This is a genomic window from Paracidovorax konjaci, assembly GCF_900112675.1.
Classification (GTDB): Bacteria; Pseudomonadota; Gammaproteobacteria; order Burkholderiales; family Burkholderiaceae_C; genus Paracidovorax; species Paracidovorax konjaci.
Genome location: NZ_FOMQ01000006.1, coordinates 322,006 through 345,111, shown reverse-complemented (window position 1 = coordinate 345,111; position 23,106 = coordinate 322,006). Strand labels below are relative to the sequence as shown.

Below are 23,106 nucleotides of genomic sequence, written 5' to 3'. Positions count from 1 at the left end.
CGGCCCACGGCGGCCCTGCCAGGGCCGGGCGGGCGCGGCGGCAGGAACGTCTTCCCATGCACATCCCCCCACCCCAACCCGTCGGCACCGCCGCGCCGCGCCTGCCGCCGGGCACCGTGGTGCTGGAGCGCGGCTGGCTCTCCGCCAACAACATCCTCTGCCTGGGCGTGGACGGTGACGGTGACAGGGACGGCGCCGCGATCGTCGATACGGGCTACTGCGCCCACGCACCGCAGACGGTGGCGCTGGTGGGCGCGGCGCTGGCGGGCCGGCCGCTCTCTCTGATCGCCAACACCCACCTGCACAGCGACCATTGCGGGGGCAACGCGGCGCTGCAGCAGGCGTGGCCCGCGGCGCGCACGCTCGTCCCGCCCGGGCAGGCTGCGCACGTGCGCACGTGGAACCCCGAAGCCCTCAGCTACACCCCCACCGGGCAGGACTGCCCGCCTTTCCGCATGGACGGCGTGCTCGCGCCCGGCAGCACCGTGCGCCTGGGCGCGCACGACTGGCAGGTGCATGCCGCGCCCGGCCACGACACGCACTCCGTGGTGCTGTTCGAGCCGGAATACCGCGTGCTGCTCTCGGCCGATGCGCTCTGGGAGAACGGCTTCGGCGTGGTCTTCCCGGAGTTGGAGGGCGAGCACGCCTTCGACGACGTGGCCGCCACGCTGGACCTGATCTCCGCCCTCGCGCCGCGCACCGTGGTGCCGGGGCACGGCGGGGTGTTCACGGACGTCGGCCGCGCGCTGGACACCGCGCGCCGCCGCCTCGACGGCTACGTGCGCGACCCGGCACGGCACGCGCTCTACGCCGCGAAGGTGCTGCTCAAGTACAAGCTGCTCGAATGGCAGAGCGTGCCGCTGGACCGGCTCCACGCCTGGGCGCTGGCCACGCCCTATTTCGGCACGCTGCACGCGGGCCATTTCGCCGGCCAGCCCCGCGCGGACTGGCAGGACGCCCTGGTGCAGGACCTGCTGCGCAGCGGGGCCGCCACGCGCGACGGCGACATGCTGCACAACGCCTGAGCTGCACCGGCCCCGGCCCCGCGCGGGCCTGCCAGGCCCCGAGAACGCCCGGGCCCGCGCCAGCCGGCCCCGATGGCCGGCGCAATCTTTCCGCACTGAAGAATGTGTTGCGCAGAGCCGACAGGACAGCGCTCGACAGGGGGCGATGCGGATCACTTTCCGCAGGCATGGCAACTGAACAAGAGTGATTCGCATCAATAATTGCGACCGTTTTTTGCCATCCACACAATATGAAACACACCAGCGCGATCAAGAAACCCCGCAGCCTGCGCCTCGGCGAAGGCATGGCTGCCGCCGGCCTGTCCACCATGGCGCTGCTGCCGCTGGCCGCGCTGGCACAGACGGCCCCCGCCGCCGACACCCGCACCATGCCCACGGTGACCGTGCAGGAACAGGCCATCGACCCGAATCCCAATGCCGAAGTCGGCGCGCCCTACAAGGCCAAGACTTCCGCCGACGTGCGCCACACGCGTCCGCTGGCGGAAACGCCCCAGACCATCTCGGTGGTGACCAAGGCCGCCATCGACGACTCCGGCTTCACCGACTTGAAGCAGATCCTCGCGGCCCAGCCCGGCATCACGCTGGGCACGGGCGAGAACGGCAACGCCTTCGGCGACCGCTACATCATCCGCGGCCAGGAAGCGCGCAGCGACGTGTTCGTGGACGGCCTGCGCGACCCCGGCATGACCACGCGCGAGAGCTTCGCCATCGAGCAGCTCGAGATCACCAAGGGCCCGAACTCCACGTTCGCGGGCCGCGGCTCGGCCGGCGGCGCGATCAACGCGATCACCAAGCAGGCCACGCTCGACTACGACTTCTCGCGCATCTCCGTGGGTGCGGGCACCGACCACTACCGCCGCGCCACGCTGGACGTGAACAAGGGCTTCACCGACCAGTTCGCGCTGCGCGCCAACGCACTGACCAGCAACGAAGGCGTGCCGGACCGCGACCCCTCCAAGCGCCGCCGCGACGGCCTCGCGCTGTCGGGCCTGTGGGAAGTGGACCCCACCCTGTCGGTGACGCTCGACTACTACGGCCTGCGCGCCAAGGACAAGCACCCCGACCTCGGCAGCTACCTCGTGGGCACCGTGCCCAACCGCTTCCCGGCCAACGGCGTGCCGGTCTACGCGCAGGACCAGGACTTCCAGAACTCCGACGTGGACGCGCTCACCGCCCGCATCAAGTGGAAGATCGCCCCGGACAAGACCCTCACCAGCCTCACGCGCTACGGCCAGTCGGAGAACGGCTACGTGGTCACCGGCGCCTCGGGCGGCACGCGCTACACCAGCACGGGCGCGCCGTTCGCGAGCGCCTCGCTCAGCACGCACAACGGCTGGCAGGAAGTGAAGTACTTCGCGCACCAGACCAACCTGCGGTGGGACACGCAGATCGCCGGCAAGAAGAACGAATTCATCTTCGGGCTCGAATACACCGACCACCAGGTCAAGCGCGGCAACTACGCCGTCACCAACACGGGCGCGTTCAACTGCCGCACCCAGGCCGGCGCGGGCGCCAACACGGCGTTCTGCCTGTCGGGCCCCACGGGCGCCATCACCCCGGGCCTGAACTCGGTCATGGGCCGCCGCATCGCGCAGACGCAGTGGGCCAACGACTGGCAGGTCAAGAGCTTCGCGCTCAGCGCCATGGACACCGTGGACCTGACGGACAAGTGGACCGTGTTCGGCGGCGTGCGCGCCGACTACACCGACTTCAGCCTCGTCACGCGCAACGCCACCACGGCCGCGCAGACCGGCAATTACAGCTACACCGACACGCTGCTGAACGGCCACCTGGGCATCTCCTACAAGATCAACCCGATGGGCATGGTCTACGCGAGCTTCGGCTCCGCGCAGGACATCAACGGCGGCGAATCCGACACCGGCACCAGCAGCGGCTACGGCGGCCTCGTGGTCTACAACGGCAACGCCGCGGGCGCCAAGCCCGAGACCTCGCGCAACTTCGAGATCGGCACCAAATGGAACCTGCTGGACGACAAGCTGCTGTTCACGGCCGCCGCGTTCCAGACCACCAAGTCCGACGTGATGGAAGGCGCCAACTACGACTCCGTGGGCACCTTCAACACCGGCAAGAACCGCGTGCGCGGCGTCGAATTCGGCCTCGTGGGCAACGTGACGAGCCAGTTCACCGTGCAGGCCGGCATGGCCTTCATGAAGTCCAAGGTGCTGAAGTCCGCCACGGCCACGAACGTGGGCCTGCCGCTGTCCAACTTCGCCGACCGTTCGTTCTCGGTGCAGGGCAAGTACCAGATCACGCCGGCCATCGCCCTCGGCGCCACCGCGCGCCGCGAGAGCAAGCGCTGCGGCGGCCAGCCCGACACGGGCGCGGGCTACAGCAACGGCGTCTGCTCGCAGCCGGTGCCGTCGTTCACGGTGTACGACCTGTTCGCGTCCTACCGCATCAACAAGCACGCCGACGTCCGCCTGAACGTGCTGAACGCCACCGACAAGGACTACTACACGGCCGTCTACCGCTCGGGCTCGTTCCTCTACAAGGGCGACGGCCGCGCGGTGCGCGTCACGCTCGACTACGAGTTCTGATGCCGGCGCTGGCAACGGCGACCGCGGTCTGATCCAATGCCGGGCTCTGCCCGGCATTCGCTTTTTCCGCGGCGCGCCCACGCCCCCCAGACATCCATCGATGAGCCCCGCCCCTTCCCCCTCCGCACCGGAGCGCATCCCGCCCGGCGTGCACAACGCGATCGACTATGCGCTGCTCGCGCCGCGCCACCTGGACGCGGCCCGGCTCGCCTACGTGGCGGGCGGCAGCGGGCACGACCTGACCGTGGCCGCCAATGCCCGCGCCTTCGCGGCCTGGGCCGTGCCGCAGCGGCTGCTGCGCGACGTGCGCCACGGGCACCTGCGCGCCACCGTGGGCGGCGAGGCCTGGGAGCACCCGATCGCGCTCGCGCCCGTGGCCTTCCAGCGGCTCGCCCATCCGCTGGGCGAGCTGGGCACCGCGCGCGCGGCCGGCGCCACGGGCACCTGCCTCATCGCGAGCACGCTCTCGTCGCAGCCGCTGGAGGCCATCGCGCAGTCCTGCGGGCCCGCGCCGCGCTGGTTCCAGCTCTACTTCCAGCCCCGGCGGGACGACACGCTCGGCCTGCTGAGGCGTGCCGAGGCCGCGGGCTACCGCGCCATCGTCGTCACGCTGGACGCCGCCATCCAGACCGCGAGCCGCCGCGCGCTGGAGGCGGGCTTCTGCATGCCGGCCGACTGCACCGCCGCGAACCTCGCCGGCTGCGCGCCCACCGAGCTGCCGCCGCCTGCGCCGGGCCAGGGCCGCGTTTTCCACGCCATGCACGCCGCCCCCACCTGGGACGACCTGGACTGGCTGCTCGCGCAGTCGCGCCTGCCCGTGTGGGTCAAGGGCGTGCAGCACCCGGACGACGCCCGCGCGCTGCAGGCACGCGGCGCGGCCGGCATCGTCGTCTCCAACCACGGCGGCCGCGGGCTCGACGGCGCGCCCGCCACGCTGCAGATGCTGCCGGCCGTGCGCGCAGCCGTGGGCGCCGCGTTCCCCGTGCTGTTCGATGGCGGCATCCGCAGCGGCACCGACGTTTTCAAGGCGCTGGCGCTGGGCGCCGATGCCGTGCTCGTGGGCCGGCTGCAGGTCTATGCGCTGGCGGTGGCCGGCGCGCTCGGCGTGGCCCACATGCTGCAACTGCTGGCCGAGGAACTGCAGGCCTGCATGGCCCTGGCCGGTTGCGCCACGGTGGCCGACATCGGGCCCGGCGCGCTGGTGGCCCAGCCGCCGCCTTTCTTCCTTTTCCCTTCCGACGACACGCCATGCTGATCACCATCGACCGCCTCCTGGACAAGGACGAAGTGCGCCATTTCCGCGAGCGGCTCGACGCCGCGGCCTGGCAGGGCGGCGCCGCCACGGCCGGCACGCTGGCACGGGCCGTGAAGCAGAACCAGCAGTTGGAGGACGGCAGCCCCCTCGCCGTGGAGCTGGGCCACCGCATCCTGCGCGCGCTGGGGCAGCACCCGACCTTCGTCTCCGCCGCGCTGCCGCGCACGATCTACCCCCCGAAGTTCAACCGCTATGCCGACGGCGGCACCTACGGCGCCCATGTGGACAGCGCCGTCATGCACCTGCCCGGCACGCTGCAGCCCATGCGCACCGACGTCTCGGCCACGCTCTTCCTGGCCGAGCCCGGCGAATACGACGGCGGCGAGCTGGAGATCGAAGGCCCCTTCGGCGTACAGAGCGTGAAGCTCGAAGCCGGCGACCTGGTGCTCTACCCCTCCACCAGCCTGCACCGCGTGACGCCCGTCACGCGCGGCGCGCGCATCGCCTCCTTCCTCTGGATCGAAAGCCTCGTGGCGGACGAAGGCGAGCGCACCCTGCTGTTCGACCTGGACCAGTCCATCCAGCGCCTCACCCCCCTGGTGGAGGCTTCCGACCCACGCCTGCTGCAGCTCACGGGCGTGTACCACAACCTGCTGCGCCGCTGGGCGCGCACCTGAGCCGCCGCGCCGTCCTTCTTTTCCTTTTCTTCCCAACCCTTCCAAGGAGCCCCCATGAGACCACTCCCCCTGCTGCGCGCGGCCACGGCCGCGATCCTCGCCCTGGCCGCCTCCGGCGCCTGGGCCCACGGCGACGTGCAGTGCCCCGCGCGCGAGAAGGCCGAATGGCGCCCGCACACCGAGCTGCACGAGAAGCTCACCAAGGAAGGCTGGACCGTGCGCCGCATGGAAAAGACCACCACCTGCTACGAGGTCTACGGCAAGGACCCGCAGGGCAAGCGCGTGGAAGCCTTCTTCGATCCCAAGACGCTGGAACGCGTTGAAGAAAAATAAGCCCCCCGAGGCGCCGCCGCCGGCCCCGGGGCTGCGCATCTGGGATGCGGCCGTGCGGCTGCTGCATTGGTCGCTGGTGGCCGCCGTGGCCGCGGCCTGGATCACGCGCAGCCGGCTGGGCCCGCTGCACGAGAACCTCGGCTATGCGGCGCTGGCCATCGCCGTGGCGCGCACGGCCTGGGGCTTCGCGGGCGGGCGGTACGCGCGCTTCGCGCAGTTCGTGCGGGGCCCGCGCGCCACCTGGGCCTATGCGCGCGCCGTGGGCCAGGGCCGGGCGCCGCGCCACCTGGGCCACAACCCCCTGGGCGGCTGGATGGTGGTGGCGCTGCTGGCCTGCATCGCCCTACTGGGCTTCACGGGCTGGCTCTACACCACCGACATGTTCTGGGGCTACGGCTGGCTCGCGCTGCTGCACGAAGGCCTGGGCTGGACGCTGCTGGGCCTGGCCGCCCTGCACGTGGCCGGTGTGGCCTGGACCAGCCTGGAACAGCGCGAGAACCTCGTGCGGGCCATGCTCACCGGGCGCAAGGCGCCGCCGCGGGGCGATGACGTCGCCTGACGGGGCATCGGATCCTGGCTTGGAGCCATATCGGCTCCATGCCGCCGGATCCATTGAATAGTTCGCTATTATTTTCATAGCAATCTATACCCCGCCACAGGGCAATCGCATCCACATCCAACCCGATGGCCCCCTAGAGCAGCCAGACAGGCTCGGGCACGGCGCCGCGCAGGGCTCCCCGCCGGCGCCCGCCTCATCGGCTCAAACGTTACCCGTAGTCACCAAAAAACCGTGACTTCTCTCCGTGCCCGGCCGCTTTTCCCTTGAGAATCCGGTCCCGTAAAAACGAGGAAACCCAAGCGGGGGGAGAGGCCAGTGAACGATATCGTCCATGTGGACAGGGAGCGCACGCGCGCGGAACTCGAAAAGAAATTGCCGCCCAAGACCCGGCGCTTCCAGCTCGATGACATTCCGGGCGTGATGCGCTCGCGCCTGGGGTGGCCGGTGGCGGCAGCGTTGATGGACCGGTGGTTCAGAGGGGCGGGGTTCGCGATCAGTCGGCCGATAAAGCGCAGCCAGTCGCCAAACGAGCTACACCAACTGCCTGCGTGGCAACTGGAAGAAAACACGGTCACCATGGGATGGGCATTGGGCTTTGCCCGTGTGCAGGCCGCGGTGTCGAGATTGCAGGCGCAATGGCACAGTCCTGCCGCAATGGTGGAGCTGCAGAGTAAGGTCACACGACAAACAGGGGGACGTGCCCGGCCCTGGCGTTTCGGCAACCTGGACCAGCCGGCCAAGGTCTTGGACGACACCTGCCAAGTGAATTTTCTGAACGTAGGCCGCTTCACCGACCCCATGGACGACTTCTATGGCGCCATGGGCGAGGCGACGCTCAAGATCGCGGTGTCGGGCCTGGTGACGCCCAAGGGGCCATACAGGGCCGCCATCGCAATCGACGAGTTGGGCTTCTACCTGCGCGACTCCTATGACTTCAACGACGATTCCTTCCTGTCGCAGCCGCTGGGCTTCTGGGGACCGCGTGGTGTGAAGCGCAGCCCTCGGTCCGCCCTGGACATCCCCATCGATGCGCAATGGATGTACGCCGACGCCGACGAGGCAAGCCGCCAGAGTTATTTGGTGCAGAACCAGCATTTCAGGCAATGGCGTGCGCTGCATGGCCGAGGCGGGGATTTCATGGTCGTCTCCGACGTACACCGCCTGCGCCTTCCTTTTCCGATCAAGTTGGAGTGGTGATGAAACTGTCCGATCTCAAGAACGTGCCCTGCATCGTCTGGTGCCTGGCATTGAATGCCTGCGTGGTGTTGGGCTGGCATGCGACCAGGCCAACGCTTTTCATGACCTACAACAGCCCCCACTCTGTCTATCGGCTGGAGATCTACGATGCATCGCTATGGCAGCGCATCGTGCATTACGACCAGAGGGATCCAGCCATCGTCCGCCTGTACCGGGTGGACCCCAAAGAGTTGCTTGGGGAAAGCAAGGTGGTCGATCTTTCGGGCGGCAGCGGAATCGACTGGCAACTCGACCCGCCCGTGCAAGCCAACAAGGTCTATGTCAGCCCGGGGATCGTCTTTGAAAACATCCCATCGGAATGCACGGAAGCGGCGCAGATACCGGGCTGCCCCACCACCAAGCCCTGAAGATCGCGCCCGGCAAAGGGCGGTGCCCCAGTCCGGCATGCATTGGGCTGGATATCGGCAATCCAGTGGTTTCGCCTCCATGCCGGCGGAAAACCTCGTTTATTTGCTATCAAATAAATAGCGAATCACTGGGCTGTCCAGGCCATCGCATCCCACCCCTTCGTGGCGGCGGGTGCGCTGCTGGAGTTTCTCTCATTGCTTGCGGGCCGAGGATTCGGATGCGATCGCCCTGCGCCCCACTCCCCGGGGCATGGACTTCACGGCAGCTCGCGGCTCGGGTCCGGCGTGGCGGCGTCGCGCGGGCCCACCGTGCCCAGGCGCGATTTGAGCGACTGGGGCTGGCCCGTGAGGATGGCCGCGTACATCGTGGTGTTGGAGAGCACCTTCTTCACGTAGTCGCGCGTTTCGGCGAACGGGATGTTCTCGGCCCAGATCGCGGCATCGAGCACCGGCCCGTTGCGCCAGTTGCGCGGCCGGCCGGGCCCCGCGTTGTAGGCCGCGGCGGCCATGGGCATGGAGCCGTCGAAATCGTCGAGCGCGAGCTTCAGGTAGGCCGTGCCGATGGCGATGTTGGTGTCGCGGTCGTTGATCTGCTCGGGCGTGAAGCCGGTCATGCCGATCTTGCGCGCCGTCCAGCGCGCCGTGGCGGGCATGACCTGCATCAGCCCCGAGGCCCCCACGCCCGAGCGGGCGTCCATGATGAAGCGGCTCTCCTGCCGGATGAGGCCGTACACGTAGGCCGGGTCCAGCCCGATGGACTGCGCGCGTGCCACGACGGCGCTGCGGAACGGCATCGGGAAGCGCTGCGACATGTCGGCAACGGCCCTGGTGCGCTCGCTGGTGTTGATGCAGCGGTCCCAGATCTCGCGCTGGCAGGCGAGGTCGGCGGCGGCCAGCAGCTCGCGGTCGCCCAGGCCGCCCGGCGTGTGCAGGTTGGCGGTGTAGTTCCACTCGCGCACGCCCTCGTGCCGCAGCCCCAGCCCGATGGCGTAGAGGCTGCGCACGAAGCCCGGGTTGGCGCGCGCCGCCGCCTTCTCTTCCGCCGTGGGCGGCAGGGGCGCGAGCGGAGCGGTGACACGCTGGCCCAGTTCCTCCAGCGCCAGCTGCTCGTAGAAGCCGCCGGGGCCGGCGATGCGCTCGAGCAGTTCGCGTGCCTTGGCGCGGTCTTCGTCGCCCGGGCGGTTGGAGAGGTGGACCCGGGCGCGCCAGTAGGTCCAGGTGCTGTCCTGGCGGGCCGCCGGGCCCATGGCGTCGATGGCGCGGGCCACCACCTTCCACTGGCCGGCGCGCAGAGCGGCGCGCACCTTCCAGCCCAGCATGTCGTCGTTCAGGTCGCCATCCTTGGTGACGTTGCCGAAATACCCCATGGCGTCCGGCGAGAGCGCGATGGCCGCCTGCTTGCCGATCACGCCCCAGACCCAGTTGCGCTCCTCGGGGCTGAGCTGCACGCCCCACTTGGCATCCAGCAGCCGCGCGGCGGCGGCATGGTCGGCCATCGCCATCTTGATGAGGGCCAGCACCACCAGCTCCTGCCGCACGCGGCCCGGCGCCGTGGCACGGCCGGCGAGGAACTTGACCGGCGCATCGAACACCTCGCGCAGCATCGGCAGCGCATCGGGCGCCACGATCTCCACCGCATTGCGGGTCACGCGCGCCCGGTTGGCCTCGGCGGCCAGCCGCGCCTTGCGCCACACGTCCATGGCGTTGATGCGCTTGTCGGCCAGGAATTCGGCCGCGGCATGCGTGCAGCCGTCGTCGGCCTCGCGCAGCGCATACCAGTTGCGCAGCACCTCGTCGGCCGCGCCGGCCGGGGCGCTGCCCTTGATCTGGTCCACCAGCAGCGCGTAGCAGCGCACCTCGCGGTCGTCGTTCATGCGGTAGAGGGGGTGCAGCTCGCTGAACTGCGCCCAGTCGCGCCGCTGGCCGAGCAGCAGCAGCCAGTCGTTGCGCAGCCGGTCTTCCTGGTAGGTGCCCGCGAAGCGCTGCAGGAAGGCCGCCACCTCCTGCGGGGTGGCCTGGTCGAGGCGCGCGCGCAGTTCCCAGTAGGCGCCCCACGGCTCCAGCACGTGGCCGCGCAGGTCGGGCAGCAGCTGGGCGAGCCGCGCGCGGTCGCCCTTGCGGTAGGCCTGCTGCATCTGCAGCAGGGCGTCGTCGCCCCGGTTTTGTTGCGCCAAGGCAGGCGGCGTGGCGACCGCGAACACGGCGGCGGCCACCAGCGGTGTCAGAATCGTGAGCAATTGCATTGGGGAATTATGTGATGGACAAAGCAGCCCTGCGACGCGCATTGATCGAGGAACGCCTGAACCTGCCGGACCGCCTACAGCGGGCCGACCTGCTGCAGCGCGTGATGCGCATTTGGCTGGTGGACCGGCCGGACATCTCCATCGGCGCCTATTGGCCGATCAAGGGCGAGTTCGATCCCCTGCCCGCCCTGCACCGCTGGAAGGAAGATGGCGAACTGCTGGACGAACCCCAGCGCCGCCGCATCGGCCTGCCCGTGGTCAACAAGGAACACAAGACCCTCACCTTCCATGTCTGGTACCCCGGCTGCCCCATGGAGGAAGACGCCTACGGCATCCCCAAGCCCAAGGACACCGAGGTCATCGTGCCCACCCTGCTCTTCGTGCCCTGCGTGGGCTACGGTCCCGGCGGCTACCGCCTAGGGTATGGCGGCGGCTTCTACGACCGCACGCTGGCCACGCTGCAGCCGCAGCCCACCACCGTGGGCCTGGGCTTCACGCACGGCTTCCTGGAGGATTTCGACCCCGAGCCGCACGACCTGCCGCTGGACGCGATCCTGAACGACAACGGGGTGGTCTGGCCGGTGAAGTGAGATCCCCCCTGAGTCGCCTTCGGCGCCTTCCCCCCAGGGGGACGACGCCAGCGGCCCGGCGGAGCCGGTTCCGCGGCGTCTGCTGGCGTGGCCTGCTCCGCGGCCCTCTGACGGGTGAAACCCTGCGCTGGCCCGGAAGCGCTCGCCCCGCCATCGCTCTCGGAATTTGACCGCTTCGGCGTTTTCCCCCCAGGGGGACGACGCCAGCGGCCCGGCGGAGCCGGTTCCGCGGCGTCAGCTGGCGTGGCCTGCTCCGCGGCCCTCTGACGGGTGAAGCCCTGCGCTGGCCCGGGAGCGCTCGCCCCGCCATCGCTCTTGACCCCGAATCGCCTCAGACTTCAAGGACACCGGCAATGCGGCGGCGCCAGGTCGCTCGCGAAGGCGAAGGATTCGGCGCGGTCGGCCGGGCCCCGGCGCTTGCTGGCGTACATGGCGGTGTCGGCGGCGCGCAGCAGCGCTTCCAGGGTGTGGCCGTCGTCCGGGGTGCGGGCGATGCCCACGCTGAGGCCCACGGACAGGCTGCGGCCTTCGAAGTCGAGCGGCACGGCCACGGCCTGGGCCATGGCGCGGGCCTTGGCCGCGAGCGCCGCGCGCGGGGGAGCGCCGGCCAGCAGCACGGCGAACTCGTCGCCGCCCAGGCGCGCCACGAGGTCATCGGCGCGCAGCGTGGCACGCAGGCGCTGCACCAGGGCCACCAGCACCGCATCGCCGGCCGCGTGGCCGTGGGTGTCGTTCACGGCCTTGAAGCCGTCGAGGTCGAGCAGCATGAGCGCGAACGGCTGGCCCGCCTCCAGCGCCGCGCCGGCACGCCGCGCCAGGCCCGCGCGGTTGGCGGCGCCGGTGAGCGCATCGGTGCCCAGCACCTCGACCAGCTCGCGCGTGCGCTGGCCCAGGGCCTGCTCCGACACGCGCAGCATGCGCACCCGCGAGGCCATCGCGGCCGCGAACACCACCGATTCGGCCACGAGCGCGGCCTGCGTCAGGTCCATCTGGCCGGGGGTCCACACCACCCAGCCCCAGCTTGCGACGATGATGGCGCAGATCCCCAGCAGCAGCACCACGATGCCGATGCAATAGAACACGGCCGGCCAGTAGCGCCGCCGCATCGCGATCAGCGCCCCTGCGGCCAGCACCACGGTGGAGACCATCACCGACGCCTGCACCGCACGGAACAGCCACAGCGGATGCGAGCCGGCGAACCCGTACACCGTGGCCGCCGCCAGGGCGGCGACCAGCGCCAGCACCAGCCGGTCCAGGCGCGGCGCATAGTGCGCAAGGCGCAGCAAATGGCGCCCGAACATCAGCTTGGAGATCGCCCAGAGGGGCGGCGCGAGCGCGTAGGTCAGCCCCGCCGCGGCCGGCCAGTGCGCGAACGGGTAGCGCAGCGTGTGCCCGTTGAAGCCGGCCAGGGCCAGCAGCGCGCACAGGCACGAGAGCGAATACCACGCATAGATCCCCTCGCGGAACACCAGCAGCATCGCGAGGCTGAACACCAGCAGCCCCGCCAGCAGGCCGTAGCAGGCGCCGTCGAACATGCGCTTGTCCTGCGTGCCCTCCAGGTAGGCCGCGAGGTCCCAGGCCCTCGCGGCGTAGAAGCGGGCGAAGGTGGATTCCACCCGGAAATACGCCGTGTAGGTCTGCGCGTCCGGCAGGCGGAAGCGCCAGGCCATCTGCTCGGAGCCCGCCGGCCGCGTCGCCCACGGGTGGCGCATGCCCGTGACCACGGGGGGCGCCAGTGCGCGCCCGTCGGCGCCGAACGGTCCGTAGAAGCGCAGTTCATGCGTGGAGACAGTGGGCACGACCAGCAGCCATTCGCGCGCGGCATCCGCCGGGTCGGCCAGGCGCATCTGCACGCGGAACCACAGCACGCGGTCGGCCTCGGCGCCCTGCAGCGGGTTCTCGGGGTGTGTGAACCGGCCCGCCGGCCCTGGCGCGCGGACATCGTCGATCCCCCACTGGCGGCCGGCATCCTCCAGCACCTCCATGTGCGGGACAAGATCGACCCCGCCATCCCGCAGGGCGAGCACCGCCGGCACGGTGCCCGAAGCCGCAGCGGCGGTGGCCAGCGCCAGGGTCGGCCACAGCAGGCACGACAGGACGCACAGCAGCACGAGGCGCAGGGCCCGGGCGGGCCCGGAAAATGGCGCAGAAAAGGCGGAAGACACCGGCGGCACGGCGCGCCCTCGCAAGGGCGCAGACAACAGGAGGAAACGGCGGGAAGAAAAAGGGGGCGCGGGGCCGCGGCGGATTGTGCCGCACCCACCTGCCCGCACCACGCCCCGCGTGGCGGCGTTCCATTTCCGCATTGATGCGCTCCGCGTATCAATGCAGGGGCCAGACGGCATTGGCAGGCGGCGCCGGCTCCCCTAGCATCGGCATCCCTTCTGTTCCCTCCAGCGGTCTGCACCATGCTCCAGCTCTACATCGGCAACAAGAATTACTCGTCCTGGTCCATGCGCCCGTGGGTGCTGCTGCGCGAAGCCGGCATCCCGTTCGAAGAGGTGCGCGTGCGCTTCGACAGCTTCGAGCCCGGCTCGCGCTTCAAGCAGACCCTGCAGCCGGTGAGCCCCACCGGCAAGGTGCCCGTGCTGGTGGATGGCGGAATCACCGTCTGGGACACGCTCGCCATTGCCGAGTACGCGGCGGAAACGCACCCGGACAAGGGCCTGTGGCCGCAGGACCCTGCCGCCCGCGCCTGTGCGCGCAGCATCGCCGCCGAGATGCACAGCGGGTTCACCGCCCTGCGCGGCGCCTGCCCCATGAACATCGAGGCCCACCTGCCCGACGTGGGCGCCCTGCTCTGGCGCGACCGCGCCGACGTGCGCGCCGACGTGCAGCGCCTGGTGGACATGTGGGGCGGGCTGCTGCGCCAGCACGGCGGGCCGCTGCTCTTCGGCACGCAGTTCACCATCGCCGACGCATTCTTCGCGCCCGTGTGCATGCGCCTGCACACCTACGCCCTGCCGCTGCCCGAACCCATCGCCGCCTACGTGCAGACGGTGCGCGCACGTCCCGGCGTGAAGGCGTGGATCGACGACGCCCTGGCCGAGCAGGACTTCCTGGATTTCGAAGAACCCTACCGGCTGCGCCGCTGAGCCCGGCGGGCGGATGCTCAGCCCGGCCGGAACTGCTTGCGCAGGAACGGCCGGTGCCGCGCGATGTGCGCCATTTGCGCTGGGGCGATGGAGCCGCCCAGGTCTTCGTCCTCGGTATTGAGCACCTGGTTGGCGCGCGCCAGCGCACGCGCCACAACCGTCTCCTCGGCCACGCCCTGCGCCGCGGCCAGTTCCATGGCCACGTGGCGCATGGCGCGCTGCGACAGCACCCACATCGCGGCGAAGGCATCCCACGCGGCCGCCGTCTCCTTGAAACGGTCGCGCTCGGCCAGGATCTCGCTGAGCGGCTTGTCCAGCACCTCCTGCAGCGCCTGCATGCGCTCCGTCAGCGCCTCCACCGCCTCCTCGCGCCGCAGCGCCTCCACGGCCGCGTTGGCCGCGGCATCCGGCGACTCGGGCACCGGCACGCTGCCGTCGGGGTTCATCTGGGCGATCGTGAGCGAGGAGGAGAGGGACATTGAGAGGGTGATAGGAAAAGCGCTGACGACTATACGCCCCAGGCTACTACGCTTGTGTCGGCATACGCGACCTCGAGGATTTGCCTAGGTCATAGGCCGACTCGATGTTCGAACCTGCCCGCAGCGGACCCAGCCGGGAGCCCCCAAACCTAGCCACCAAAGGCCGCCGGCTCCAGTCCTGGCAGACACCGCACAGCAGCTTGTAGAAACCACCAGCTCACTCGTACGTTCAGATCGCTGAGGTGCCGTCTAGAGCATTTTTCGGCCTTCCAAAACAGCGTCTACCCAATTCTTATCGGTAGGCAGAACGAAGCCCTCTGGTGGATTGCCTACCAGTTTGCCGGCCTTTTCCCACTTCACCATCTTTGAGGCGAACTCCTTTGGATACTCCCTGGCACTGCACGCGATATTGCACCAGGGATCGCAGACATAAACGTCCGGATGCCAAGTCGTCATGTCCGCAGGCAAAGGATTCGAAGCCGGGCCGATGATGGCGACTTCGTGTACCGCGTCCTCTTCGTCTCCGCCAAGAAGGAGGCTTTGGGCTTCCAGCCCACGCTCCTTCAGGTGATGCATCGCCAGAAGCGTCAACTCTCCACATTGGTGCGCCTTGCCCGCCATGGTGGCAGCGAGTTCATCCTCTTCGTCACGAATCCGCTCAACCTCTTTTGTCGCCAACATCTGACGACGTTCCTCAGCAGGTCCACCTTCGGCCTTCACCTTGTTGCCCGACTTCAGATTGGGTTTGTAATAGGTTTCCCGCACAAACTTGAGGACGTCTGTGACCGCCTGCCGCATTTCAGGCGCGTTGCCTCGCCGTGTCAGCAGTAGCGCTGAAGTCTGCTGCCGCTGAGGACTCGCAGCCCCGGTGCCAGGATGTTCGGGCCTGCTGCGGCTTAAATTGCTTAAATATCCGAGATGCGCATCGGCATGGGTGTCTGCACGCTTCGATGGCGAACGCTCAAATGGCACGCTTGAACTCCCCGGGGAGTCTGATCTACGGACAGTGACATTGGAATGTCCATCCAATTTCGAAGAACTTGAGCCCATGATTGGCTACCTACCTTAATGCAGACTTCCTGTAGCATGGCTGCCAGCACGGCGTTGACAACGAAGCAGAGCGAAAAGGTCCGCATCTGCACGAACCGACGCCGCCGTTTCCCACACTGACCCGTCGGGCAGGCTGCTCGGCAGGCCGACCCGCCCCCCGATCCGGCCATCACCATGGCAGCAACGGGACTACCGGACCCGCAGCCAGCGAACAGCCTCCCAACGTACACTGCCCCGCATGCAGATCTACATGGTGGGCGGCGCCGTGCGCGACCGGCTTCTGGGCCGCCCGGTGAACGACCGCGACTGGGTGGTGGTGGGCGCCACGCCGGACGCGATGGTGGCGCGCGGCTTCCTGCCCGTGGGGCGCGATTTCCCGGTGTTCCTCCACCCCGAGACGCGCGAGGAATACGCCCTGGCGCGCACCGAGCGCAAGAGCGGCCGCGGCTACCGTGGCTTCGTGGTGGACGCCGATCCCGGCGTGACGCTGGAGCAGGATCTCTCGCGCCGCGACCTCACTATCAATTCAATAGCAGCAATCCCAATGGATTCGGCGGCATGGGAGCTTTTTGACCCCTATGGCGGCGAGCGCGACCTGCAGGCGCGCGTGCTGCGCCACGTGACCGATGCGTTCCGCGAGGACCCCGTGCGCATCCTGCGCGTGGCGCGCTTCGCCGCGCGCTTCACCGATTTCACGGTCGCGCCCGAGACGATGGCACTGATGCGCGAAATGGTGGAGGCCGGCGAGGCGTCCGACCTCGTGCCCGAGCGCGTCTGGCAGGAGATCGCCCGGGGGCTCATGGAGGCCGCGCCGTCGCGCATGTTCGGCGTGCTGCGCGACTGCGGCGCTCTGGCCGTGCTGCTGCCCGAGGTGGACCGCCTCTGGGGCGTGCCGCAACGCGCCGAATACCACCCCGAGGTGGACACCGGTGTGCACGTGATGATGGTGCTGGACATGGCCGCGCGCCTGCGGGCTCCGCTCGCCGTGCGCTTCGCCTGCCTGGCCCATGACCTCGGCAAGGGCACCACGCCCGCCGACGTGCTGCCGCGCCACATCGGCCACGAGCAGCGCAGTGCCGATCTGCTGGCCGGGGTCTGCGAACGCCTGCGCGTGCCGGCCGAATGCCGGGAGACCGCCGACGTGGTGGCGCGCGAGCACGGCAACATCCACCGCAGCGGCGAGCTGAACGCCGCCGCCCTGGTGCGACTGCTGGAGCGCTGCGACGCGCTGCGCAAGCCGGCGCGCTTCGCCGACGTGCTGCTCGCCTGCGAGTGCGACGCGCGCGGCCGGCTCGGATTCGAGGAGCGCCCCTACCCTGCGCGCGAGCGCCTGCTGCGCGTGCTGGAGGCCGCGCGCTCGGTGGACACCGCCAGCGTGGCCGCGCAGGCACAGGCGCGCGGCGCAGCAGGGCCGCAGGTCGGCGAATGGATACGCCGCGCGCGCACCGAGGCGGTGGGCGCCTTGCCCGCTTCGGTGTGAAGGCCGGCCTGCCGGGCTGCGGCTACTGCCCGCCGCCCATCGAACGCACCCAGCGCGCGATGTCGGCCGCGCCCATCGCCCCCGACGCGCGGCCCACCTCCTGCCCCTGGCGGAACATCACCATCGTCGGGATGCTGCGGATCGCGTAGCGCGTGCCGATGCCGGGGTACGCCTCGGTATCGAGCTTGGCGAGCCGCACCGCGGGCTCCAGCGCGCGGGCGGCCTGCGCGAAGGCGGGCGCCATCGTGCGGCAGGGCCCGCACCATGGCGCCCAGAAGTCCACCACCACCGGGATGTGGCTGCGCTCCACGTGGCGCGCGAACGAAGCGTCGTCCAGCGCCACGGGCTCGCCGGTGAAGAGCGGCCGGTGGCACTGACCGCAGTCGGCCTGCAGCGTGCCCGGTGGCGCAGCCAGGCGTTCGGCTGCGATGCGGTTGGTGGTGTGGCAATGCGGACAGACGATGTGCAGGGATTCGGCCATGCCCGCACATGCAGCGCCGCAGGGCGGTTTTCAAGGCGCTCGGCGCTGCCTACGGCCCGCCGGCCTTGCGGCCTACAGGCTCTGCAATGCCATCTGGTAAGGTACGTGCCAATGCAAAAGCCCCCGTTGCTGACCGCGCGACACGCGCTGTTTCTCGACTTCGACGGCACGCTTGCCGACATCGCACCGCACCCCGACGCGGTGCAGGTTCACCCGGGCGTCGTGCCGGCCCTGCAGGCCCTGCACAGCCGCCTGGACGGTGCCCTGGCCATCGCCACGGGCCGCACGCAAGCCGACATCGACCATTTCCTCAGCCCCCTGAAGCTGCCCCTGGCCAGCGAGCACGGCGCCCAGTACCGCCTGGGCAGCGGCGTCGCCGGCGGCGTGCCCCCGCCCGATCTCTCGCCCGTGGTGCGCGTGGTGCAGCCGCTGCTCGACCGCTACCCTGCGCTCGTGCTGGAACGCAAGAGCGCGGGCATGGCGCTGCACTACCGCCAGGCGGTGGAGCTGGAGCCGCTGTGCCGCGCGGCGCTCGAGCACGCCATCGCCCAGGCCCCGGGCCTGGAACTCATGCAAGGCAAGTGCGTGCTGGAGGTCAAGCCGTCCGGCCCCAACAAGGGCCGCGCCATCGCCGACTTCATGCAGCACGCGCCGTTCGCCGGCCGCATACCCGTGTTCGCGGGCGACGACGTGACCGACGAGCACGGTTTCGTGGCGGCCCAGGCGCTCGGCGGCATCGGCATCAAGGTCGGCCCCGGAGACAGCAGCGCGCTGGCCCGCTGCGAGGACACCACCATGCTGCGCGAGTGGCTCTTCCAGATGGCATCGCCGGAAGGATTTCCTGTATGAGCCACAGCGAATCCATGGCCCGGGCCAGTGCCGCCGCCGCGCCCCCGTACGCCGATGGCCACCGCGGCCTGTCGCGCGAGCCGTTCCCGCGGCCACCGGGGTTCGCGGAGCCGGGAGAGTCCTCGCTCGCGCTGGGCATGATCGGAAACTGCGCGGTCAGTGCGCTGGTGGATGCCAATGCGCACATCGTCTGGTGCTGCCTGCCCCGCTTCGACGGCGACCCGGTCTTCAACGCGCTCATCCAGCCCGGAGAACAGGGCAGCCGCTTCGCCATCGAGCTGGAGGACCAGGTCGAAAGCCGGCAGTGGTACGAGCCCAATACCGCCGTGCTGCGCACGCGGCTCACCGACCGCTCGGGCAACAGCATCGAGGTCACCGATTTCGCGCCGCGCTTCTATGCCCGCTCGCGCTTCTTCCGGCCGATGCTGCTCGTGCGCCGCATCCGGCCCGTGCAGGGCTCGCCGCGCATCCGCGTCACCGCGAACGTGCGGTTCGGATGGGGCAGCGAAAAGCCCGAGATCACGCAGGGCAGCAACCATGTGCGCTTCGTGGGCGCCGACCTCACGCTGCGCCTGAACACCGACGCGCCGCTGTCGCACGTGCTCTCGGGCCAGCCCTTCGTGCTGTCGCGGGAGTACAGCTTCCTGCTGGGCGCCGACGAGTCGCTGCCGGGTGGCATCGCGGACACCGCGCGCTCCTACGAGCAGGAAACCGTCGCCTACTGGCGGCAATGGACGCAGCGCCTCGCCGTGCCGCTGGAATGGCAGGAGGCCGTGATCCGCGCGGCCATCACGCTCAAGCTCTCGCTCTACGAGGACACGGGCGCGATCGTCGCGGCCATGACCACGAGCATCCCCGAATCCGCGCACAGCGGCCGCAACTGGGACTACCGCTATTGCTGGCTGCGCGACGCGTTCTTCGTCGTGCGGGCGCTCAACAGCCTGTCCGAGACCGCCACGATGGAAGACTACCTGCGCTGGCTCAGCAACGTGGTGGTGGAAGCGAGCGGCGGTCATATCCAGCCGCTCTACGGCATCGGCCTGGAGCGCGAGCTGCCCGAGTTCTTCGTGCCGCAGCTCGCCGGCTACCGGGGCATGGGCCCCGTGCGCGTGGGCAACCAGGCGGCGGAGCACTTCCAGCACGACGTGTACGGCAACATCATCCTCGGCGCGGCGCAGGCATTCCACGACAAGCGCCTGCTGCACGTGGGCGGCCCGGCCGAATTCGCGCGCATGGAGCAGATCGGCGAGCTGGCGGTGAAGGTCTATGGCACGCCCGATGCGGGCATGTGGGAGCTGCGCACGCGCGCCCGGGTGCACACTTCTTCGGCGCTGATGAGCTGGGCCGCCTGCGACCGCCTGGCCAAGATCGCCGATGCATTGCAGATCGCCGACCGCGCGGCCTACTGGTACGACCATGCCCGGCGCATGCAGAGCGAGATCCTGGAGAAGTCATGGAGCGACAAGCGCCAGGCCTTCGCCGAGAGCTTCGGCGGGCACGAGCTGGACGCCAGCGTGCTGCTGATGGCCGAGGTCGGTCTCATCGATCCGCGCGATCCGCGCTTCGTGAGCACCGTGGACGCCATGGAGGTCACGCTCTGCGATGGACCGTACATGCGGCGCTACGAGGCGGCCGACGATTTCGGCAAGCCCGACACGGCCTTCAACATCTGCACGTTCTGGCGCATCGATGCGCTGGCGCGCATCGGCCGCCGCGCGCAGGCGCGCGAAATCTTCGAATCCATGCTCGCGGCCCGCAACCCGCTGGGGCTGCTCTCCGAAGACACGCATGCGCAGACCGGAGAGATGTGGGGCAACTTCCCGCAGACCTACTCCATGGTCGGCATCATCAATGCCGCGATGCGCCTTTCGGCGCCTTGGGACAGCGTGATATGAAGGGGCATCCCCCTGAGGCGCTGCGCGTCGTCCCCCTTCTCTCGCCGCGCTGCGCGCGGCGGGAAGGGAGACGACGCCGGTGGCCCGGCGAAGCCGGTTCCAAGGCGTCCGCTGGCGTGGCCTGCTCCGCGGCCTTCGGAAGGGATGCGCCGGGGTCGATCGACCGGCAGCGCGTGTCGCCTTCTCCCTGCCCCGCGGTTCTCGGAGCGGGTGTACCGGCGCGGTACCTGCGGGCCGTGCCCCGCTGAATCGAATAACCCAGGAATCCCCATGAGCCGCCTCGTCGTCATTTCCAATCGCATTGCCGATCCCCGCAAGCCCGCGGCAGGTGGGCTGGCCGTCGCCCTGGGCGAAACCCTGAACCGCACCGGCGGCATGTGGTTCGGCTGGAGCGGCACCATCGCGGAGGACGGCGTGCCGGGCGAAGGCAAGCTGCAGACGCGCCAGGCCGGTGCGGTCACGCTCGCCACGGTGGACCTGTGCCGCGAGGACCACGACACCTACTACGGCGGCTACAGCAACAGCGTGCTGTGGCCGGTCTTCCACTACCGGCTTGACCTGGCCGACTTCAACGCGGGCTACATCGCGGGCTACCGCCGCGTGAACCAGATGTTCGCGCGCAAGCTGCTGCCGCTGCTGAAAGAGGACGACATCCTCTGGGTGCACGACTACCACCTGATCCCGCTCGCAGCCGAGCTGCGGGCGCTGGGCTGCCGCCAGCGCATCGGCTTCTTCCTGCACATCCCCGTGCCGCCGCCGCTCATCATGGCGGCCATCCCGCAGCACGAATGGCTCATGCGCTCGCTGTTCGCCTACGACCTCGTGGGCCTGCAGAGCGAGGCCGACGTCTCGCATTTCACGCAGTACCTGCGCACCGAGGGCGGTGCCGAGAGCGTGGGGCCGCAGCGCCTGCGCGCCTTCGGCGGCACCGTGCAGGTGGGGGCTTTCCCCATCGGCATCGACGTGGACGAATTCACGCGCCTCGCCAGCGCCCCCGAAGCGGTGCAGACCCACGAAGCGATGAAGAACGAGTATTCGCGCCGGCGGCTGCTCATGGGCATCGACCGGCTCGACTATTCCAAGGGCATTCCGCAGCGGGTGCGCGCCTTCCGCGAGCTGCTGGCGCGCTACCCCGAAAACCAGCACAGCGCCACGCTCATCATGATCGCCTCGCCCACGCGCGACAGCGTGGATGCGTACGCCGACCTGCGCCACGAACTCGAAGGCCTGTGCGGCGCCATCAACGGCGACCACGGCGACCTCGACTGGATGCCCGTGCGCTACATCCACCGCACCGTGGCACGCAAGCGCGTGCCCGGGCTGTGCCGCGCGGCGGCCGTGGGCCTCGTCACCCCGCTGCGCGACGGCATGAACCTGGTGGCCAAGGAATACGTGGTGGCGCAGGACCCCGAAGACCCGGGCGTGCTGGTGCTGTCGCGCTTCGCGGGGGCGGCAGAGCAGCTCAAGGAGGCCCTGCTCGTGAACCCCTACGACACCCAGGGCATGGCCGACTGCATCCAGACGGCCCTGCGCATGCCGCTGGAAGAGCGCCAGCAGCGCCACCGCGCGCTCATGGACCGCATCCGCAGCCAGGACATCCACTGGTGGCGGCGCACCTTCCTCGAAGCGCTGGAAAAGGCGCAGGACTGACGCTCCGGCACTGCACAATCCGCCGATGGCTCAAGGCAAACGCATCTCCGTGGACATTGCAGACAGTGCGCTCGAAGCGATCAAGGCGCTGGGCGCTGCGGCAAAGCAGGCCCGCCTGGCGTCGGGCGAGGGGCAGGCCGCCGCGGCGACACGCCTGGGCGTGCATGTGCAGACCATCGCCCGCATCGAATCCGGCGAGCCCGGCGTGGCCATCGGGCATGTGCTGGGCCTTCTGGCGCTCTACGGGGTCACGGTGGAAAGCTCAGGCCCCGCAGCACCGGCGTGAACGGGCCGCGCCGCCCTCAGCTGGCGACGGCCAGCGCAGCGTAGTCACCGACCCGGTGCCCCAGCCCCGCAGGCACCACCTGCACCCCTGACGTGAGCGAGGGCAGGTGGCCCGACACCTCGGCCTGCAGCCGGGGCAGCAGGAATTCCTGGTGGTGCAGGAACACGCTGCCGCCCACGCTGATGCGCTGCAGATCCAGCGTGGCCACCAGGTTGTAGAGCATGCGGCCGAGCACGCGGCACATCTGCGCGACGGCGTCGTCCGCCGCGGCCTCTCCGGCGCGCGCGGCACCGACGAGATCGCTCGCATCGCGGCCCCAGCGGCGCGGGATGGCGTTGCCGGCCACCAGCGATTCGACATCGCCCACGTTGCCGCAGCCGCACCTCGCATCGGGCGGCCCGTCGCTGGAAAAACTGTGGCCGGCATGGCCGGCGTTGCCGTTCTTGCCACGCAGCACGCGGCCATCCACGCACAGGCCCACCCCCACGCCCGTGCTCCAGGTGACATACGCACAGTGGTCCAGCCCCTGCAGCGCACCCCAGCGGCGCTCGGCCACCAGGGCCGCCACGGCGTCGTTTTGCACATGCACGGTGCCCAGCGCCTCGGCCAGCGGCGCCTGCAGGGGGATGCGCGTCCAGTCGTTGGGCAGCAGGCTCCGGTCCGCCCCGGGAAGGCCGCCGCAGATATTGGGGGTGGAGACTTCGACGAACCCGTCCTGCAGCGCGAACGGTCCGCAGCACGCCACTCCGGTGGACTGCAACTGCGCGCGCGATATGCCGGCTTCGGCGCAGGCCGCATCCACCATGCGCAGGGCCTGGCGCGCCAGGGCGTCGGGCGGGCCCTCCTTCACGGTCGCCTCGCTGCGGCGCGCCACCAACTCCGCCAGGTCGGTCCCGCCGGGGGCCAGCGCCACCGCGATCTTCGTGCCCCCTATGTCGATACAAGCTCTCATCGCCACCTCGGTCGTTCAGGATGGGCGGAGCGCAGCGGGGCGCAC

The 23,106-nt window shown here is 69.8% G+C and carries 21 protein-coding genes; 15 read left to right on the top strand and 6 right to left on the bottom strand.

Translation table 11 applies throughout. The features are described 5' to 3' along the window. The first annotated feature begins 56 nt into the window (after positions 1-56). The 8 genes from BM144_RS11935 to BM144_RS11900 all read left to right on the top strand — a co-directional run bounded on the left by BM144_RS11935 (position 57) and on the right by BM144_RS11900 (position 8,011). On the top strand, positions 57-1,025 hold the full coding sequence (locus BM144_RS11935; protein ID WP_092952446.1) for an MBL fold metallo-hydrolase: 969 nt from the start codon (positions 57-59) through the stop codon (positions 1,023-1,025). Positions 1,026-1,255: 230 nt separating this feature from the next. Then, positions 1,256-3,583, top strand: coding sequence for a TonB-dependent receptor (locus BM144_RS11930; protein ID WP_092952444.1), 2,328 nt, complete (start codon positions 1,256-1,258; stop codon positions 3,581-3,583). A gap of 100 nt (positions 3,584-3,683) precedes the next feature. Next, the gene (locus BM144_RS11925; RefSeq protein ID WP_092952442.1) at positions 3,684-4,838 is read left to right on the top strand and encodes an alpha-hydroxy acid oxidase; all 1,155 of its coding nucleotides are present in this window, start codon (positions 3,684-3,686) and stop codon (positions 4,836-4,838) included. After that, the gene (locus BM144_RS11920) at positions 4,832-5,515 is read left to right on the top strand and encodes a Fe2+-dependent dioxygenase (RefSeq protein ID WP_092952440.1); all 684 of its coding nucleotides are present in this window, start codon (positions 4,832-4,834) and stop codon (positions 5,513-5,515) included. The genes BM144_RS11925 and BM144_RS11920 overlap by 7 nt, the downstream gene beginning before the upstream one ends. 54 nt (positions 5,516-5,569) lie before the next feature. Beyond that, a complete protein-coding gene (locus BM144_RS11915; RefSeq protein ID WP_092952438.1) occupies positions 5,570-5,848 on the top strand; it encodes a PepSY domain-containing protein in 279 nt (92 codons plus the stop codon). Further along, a complete protein-coding gene (locus tag BM144_RS11910) occupies positions 5,835-6,407 on the top strand; it encodes a cytochrome b/b6 domain-containing protein (RefSeq protein WP_245783635.1) in 573 nt (190 codons plus the stop codon). Before BM144_RS11915 ends, BM144_RS11910 begins: the two co-directional genes overlap by 14 nt. 315 nt (positions 6,408-6,722) lie before the next feature. Beyond that, positions 6,723-7,604 (top strand): DUF6402 family protein, encoded by an 882-nt coding sequence (locus BM144_RS11905; RefSeq protein WP_092952436.1) that lies wholly within the window; start codon positions 6,723-6,725, stop codon positions 7,602-7,604. Beyond that, on the top strand, positions 7,604-8,011 hold the full coding sequence (locus BM144_RS11900) for a hypothetical protein (RefSeq protein ID WP_092952434.1): 408 nt from the start codon (positions 7,604-7,606) through the stop codon (positions 8,009-8,011). Before BM144_RS11905 ends, BM144_RS11900 begins: the two co-directional genes overlap by 1 nt. A 257-nt stretch (positions 8,012-8,268) precedes the next feature. Here the strand turns inward: BM144_RS11900 and BM144_RS11895 are convergent, their stop codons facing one another. Further along, positions 8,269-10,254: a lytic transglycosylase domain-containing protein gene (locus BM144_RS11895; protein WP_092952432.1), complete on the bottom strand. Its 1,986-nt coding sequence runs from the start codon at positions 10,252-10,254 to the stop codon at positions 8,269-8,271. A 14-nt stretch (positions 10,255-10,268) separates the two neighbouring features. On the opposite strand from BM144_RS11895, the gene BM144_RS11890 reads away from it, so the two are divergent. After that, positions 10,269-10,844: a 5-formyltetrahydrofolate cyclo-ligase gene (locus BM144_RS11890; RefSeq protein WP_092952430.1), complete on the top strand. Its 576-nt coding sequence runs from the start codon at positions 10,269-10,271 to the stop codon at positions 10,842-10,844. Positions 10,845-11,182: 338 nt separating this feature from the next. Here BM144_RS11890 and BM144_RS11885 read toward each other — a convergent pair whose 3' ends face one another. Further along, on the bottom strand, positions 11,183-12,955 hold the full coding sequence (locus BM144_RS11885) for a diguanylate cyclase (RefSeq protein WP_245783634.1): 1,773 nt from the start codon (positions 12,953-12,955) through the stop codon (positions 11,183-11,185). Between the two features lie 297 nt (positions 12,956-13,252). Between BM144_RS11885 and BM144_RS11880 the strand changes: the two genes are divergently transcribed. Continuing rightward, positions 13,253-13,939 carry a glutathione S-transferase family protein gene (locus BM144_RS11880; RefSeq protein ID WP_092952426.1) on the top strand — a complete coding sequence of 229 codons (687 nt, stop codon included), beginning with the start codon at positions 13,253-13,255 and terminating at the stop codon, positions 13,937-13,939. A 17-nt stretch (positions 13,940-13,956) separates the two neighbouring features. On the opposite strand, the gene BM144_RS11875 is transcribed toward BM144_RS11880, so the two are convergent. Continuing rightward, on the bottom strand, positions 13,957-14,418 hold the full coding sequence (locus BM144_RS11875) for a hypothetical protein (protein WP_092952424.1): 462 nt from the start codon (positions 14,416-14,418) through the stop codon (positions 13,957-13,959). Between the two features lie 249 nt (positions 14,419-14,667). Then, a complete protein-coding gene (locus BM144_RS22730) occupies positions 14,668-15,390 on the bottom strand; it encodes a hypothetical protein (protein WP_139225697.1) in 723 nt (240 codons plus the stop codon). Between the two features lie 316 nt (positions 15,391-15,706). Between BM144_RS22730 and BM144_RS11865 the strand changes: the two genes are divergently transcribed. Then, positions 15,707-16,948 carry a multifunctional CCA addition/repair protein gene (locus BM144_RS11865; protein ID WP_092952419.1) on the top strand — a complete coding sequence of 414 codons (1,242 nt, stop codon included), beginning with the start codon at positions 15,707-15,709 and terminating at the stop codon, positions 16,946-16,948. Between the two features lie 22 nt (positions 16,949-16,970). On the opposite strand, the gene trxC is transcribed toward BM144_RS11865, so the two are convergent. Continuing rightward, complete coding sequence (gene trxC, locus BM144_RS11860) at positions 16,971-17,429, bottom strand: thioredoxin TrxC (protein ID WP_092952417.1); 459 nt, start codon at positions 17,427-17,429, stop codon at positions 16,971-16,973. Positions 17,430-17,540: 111 nt separating this feature from the next. Here trxC and otsB point away from each other — a divergent pair, with 111 nt between their 5' ends. The 4 genes from otsB (at position 17,541) to BM144_RS11840 (ending at position 22,109) form a co-directional block, all read left to right on the top strand. Further along, the gene (gene otsB / locus BM144_RS11855; RefSeq protein ID WP_092952415.1) at positions 17,541-18,278 is read left to right on the top strand and encodes a trehalose-phosphatase; all 738 of its coding nucleotides are present in this window, start codon (positions 17,541-17,543) and stop codon (positions 18,276-18,278) included. Continuing rightward, entirely contained in the window at positions 18,275-20,173 is a 1,899-nt protein-coding gene (locus BM144_RS11850) for a glycoside hydrolase family 15 protein (protein WP_434802659.1), read from the top strand. Before otsB ends, BM144_RS11850 begins: the two co-directional genes overlap by 4 nt. A gap of 270 nt (positions 20,174-20,443) precedes the next feature. After that, the gene (gene otsA / locus BM144_RS11845; protein WP_092952413.1) at positions 20,444-21,823 is read left to right on the top strand and encodes an alpha,alpha-trehalose-phosphate synthase (UDP-forming); all 1,380 of its coding nucleotides are present in this window, start codon (positions 20,444-20,446) and stop codon (positions 21,821-21,823) included. 25 nt (positions 21,824-21,848) lie between these two features. Further along, on the top strand, positions 21,849-22,109 hold the full coding sequence (locus BM144_RS11840) for a helix-turn-helix transcriptional regulator (RefSeq protein ID WP_092952411.1): 261 nt from the start codon (positions 21,849-21,851) through the stop codon (positions 22,107-22,109). Positions 22,110-22,125: 16 nt separating this feature from the next. Here the strand turns inward: BM144_RS11840 and BM144_RS11835 are convergent, their stop codons facing one another. After that, on the bottom strand, positions 22,126-23,061 hold the full coding sequence (locus BM144_RS11835) for an ROK family protein (RefSeq protein ID WP_092952409.1): 936 nt from the start codon (positions 23,059-23,061) through the stop codon (positions 22,126-22,128). Between the last annotated feature and the right edge of the window lie 45 nt (positions 23,062-23,106).

Bases quoted from the DNA above. Each gene is read 5' to 3' on its own strand.
- BM144_RS11840 (WP_092952411.1), top strand. From the start codon at position 21,849: ATGGCTCAAGGCAAACGCATCTCCGTGGACATTGCAGACAGTGCGCTC.
- BM144_RS11880 (WP_092952426.1), top strand. From the start codon at position 13,253: ATGCTCCAGCTCTACATCGGCAACAAGAATTACTCGTCCTGGTCCATG.
- BM144_RS11935 (WP_092952446.1), top strand. From the start codon at position 57: ATGCACATCCCCCCACCCCAACCCGTCGGCACCGCCGCGCCGCGCCTG.
- BM144_RS11920 (WP_092952440.1), top strand. From the start codon at position 4,832: ATGCTGATCACCATCGACCGCCTCCTGGACAAGGACGAAGTGCGCCAT.
- BM144_RS11895 (WP_092952432.1), bottom strand. From the start codon at position 10,254: ATGCAATTGCTCACGATTCTGACACCGCTGGTGGCCGCCGCCGTGTTC.
- otsB (WP_092952415.1), top strand. From the start codon at position 17,541: ATGCAAAAGCCCCCGTTGCTGACCGCGCGACACGCGCTGTTTCTCGAC.
- BM144_RS11835 (WP_092952409.1), bottom strand. From the start codon at position 23,061: ATGAGAGCTTGTATCGACATAGGGGGCACGAAGATCGCGGTGGCGCTG.
- BM144_RS11925 (WP_092952442.1), top strand. From the start codon at position 3,684: ATGAGCCCCGCCCCTTCCCCCTCCGCACCGGAGCGCATCCCGCCCGGC.
- BM144_RS11865 (WP_092952419.1), top strand. From the start codon at position 15,707: ATGCAGATCTACATGGTGGGCGGCGCCGTGCGCGACCGGCTTCTGGGC.
- BM144_RS11875 (WP_092952424.1), bottom strand. From the start codon at position 14,418: ATGTCCCTCTCCTCCTCGCTCACGATCGCCCAGATGAACCCCGACGGC.
- trxC (WP_092952417.1), bottom strand. From the start codon at position 17,429: ATGGCCGAATCCCTGCACATCGTCTGTCCGCATTGCCACACCACCAAC.
- BM144_RS11890 (WP_092952430.1), top strand. From the start codon at position 10,269: ATGGACAAAGCAGCCCTGCGACGCGCATTGATCGAGGAACGCCTGAAC.
- BM144_RS11850 (WP_434802659.1), top strand. From the start codon at position 18,275: ATGAGCCACAGCGAATCCATGGCCCGGGCCAGTGCCGCCGCCGCGCCC.
- BM144_RS11930 (WP_092952444.1), top strand. From the start codon at position 1,256: ATGAAACACACCAGCGCGATCAAGAAACCCCGCAGCCTGCGCCTCGGC.
- BM144_RS11900 (WP_092952434.1), top strand. From the start codon at position 7,604: ATGAAACTGTCCGATCTCAAGAACGTGCCCTGCATCGTCTGGTGCCTG.
- BM144_RS11915 (WP_092952438.1), top strand. From the start codon at position 5,570: ATGAGACCACTCCCCCTGCTGCGCGCGGCCACGGCCGCGATCCTCGCC.
- otsA (WP_092952413.1), top strand. From the start codon at position 20,444: ATGAGCCGCCTCGTCGTCATTTCCAATCGCATTGCCGATCCCCGCAAG.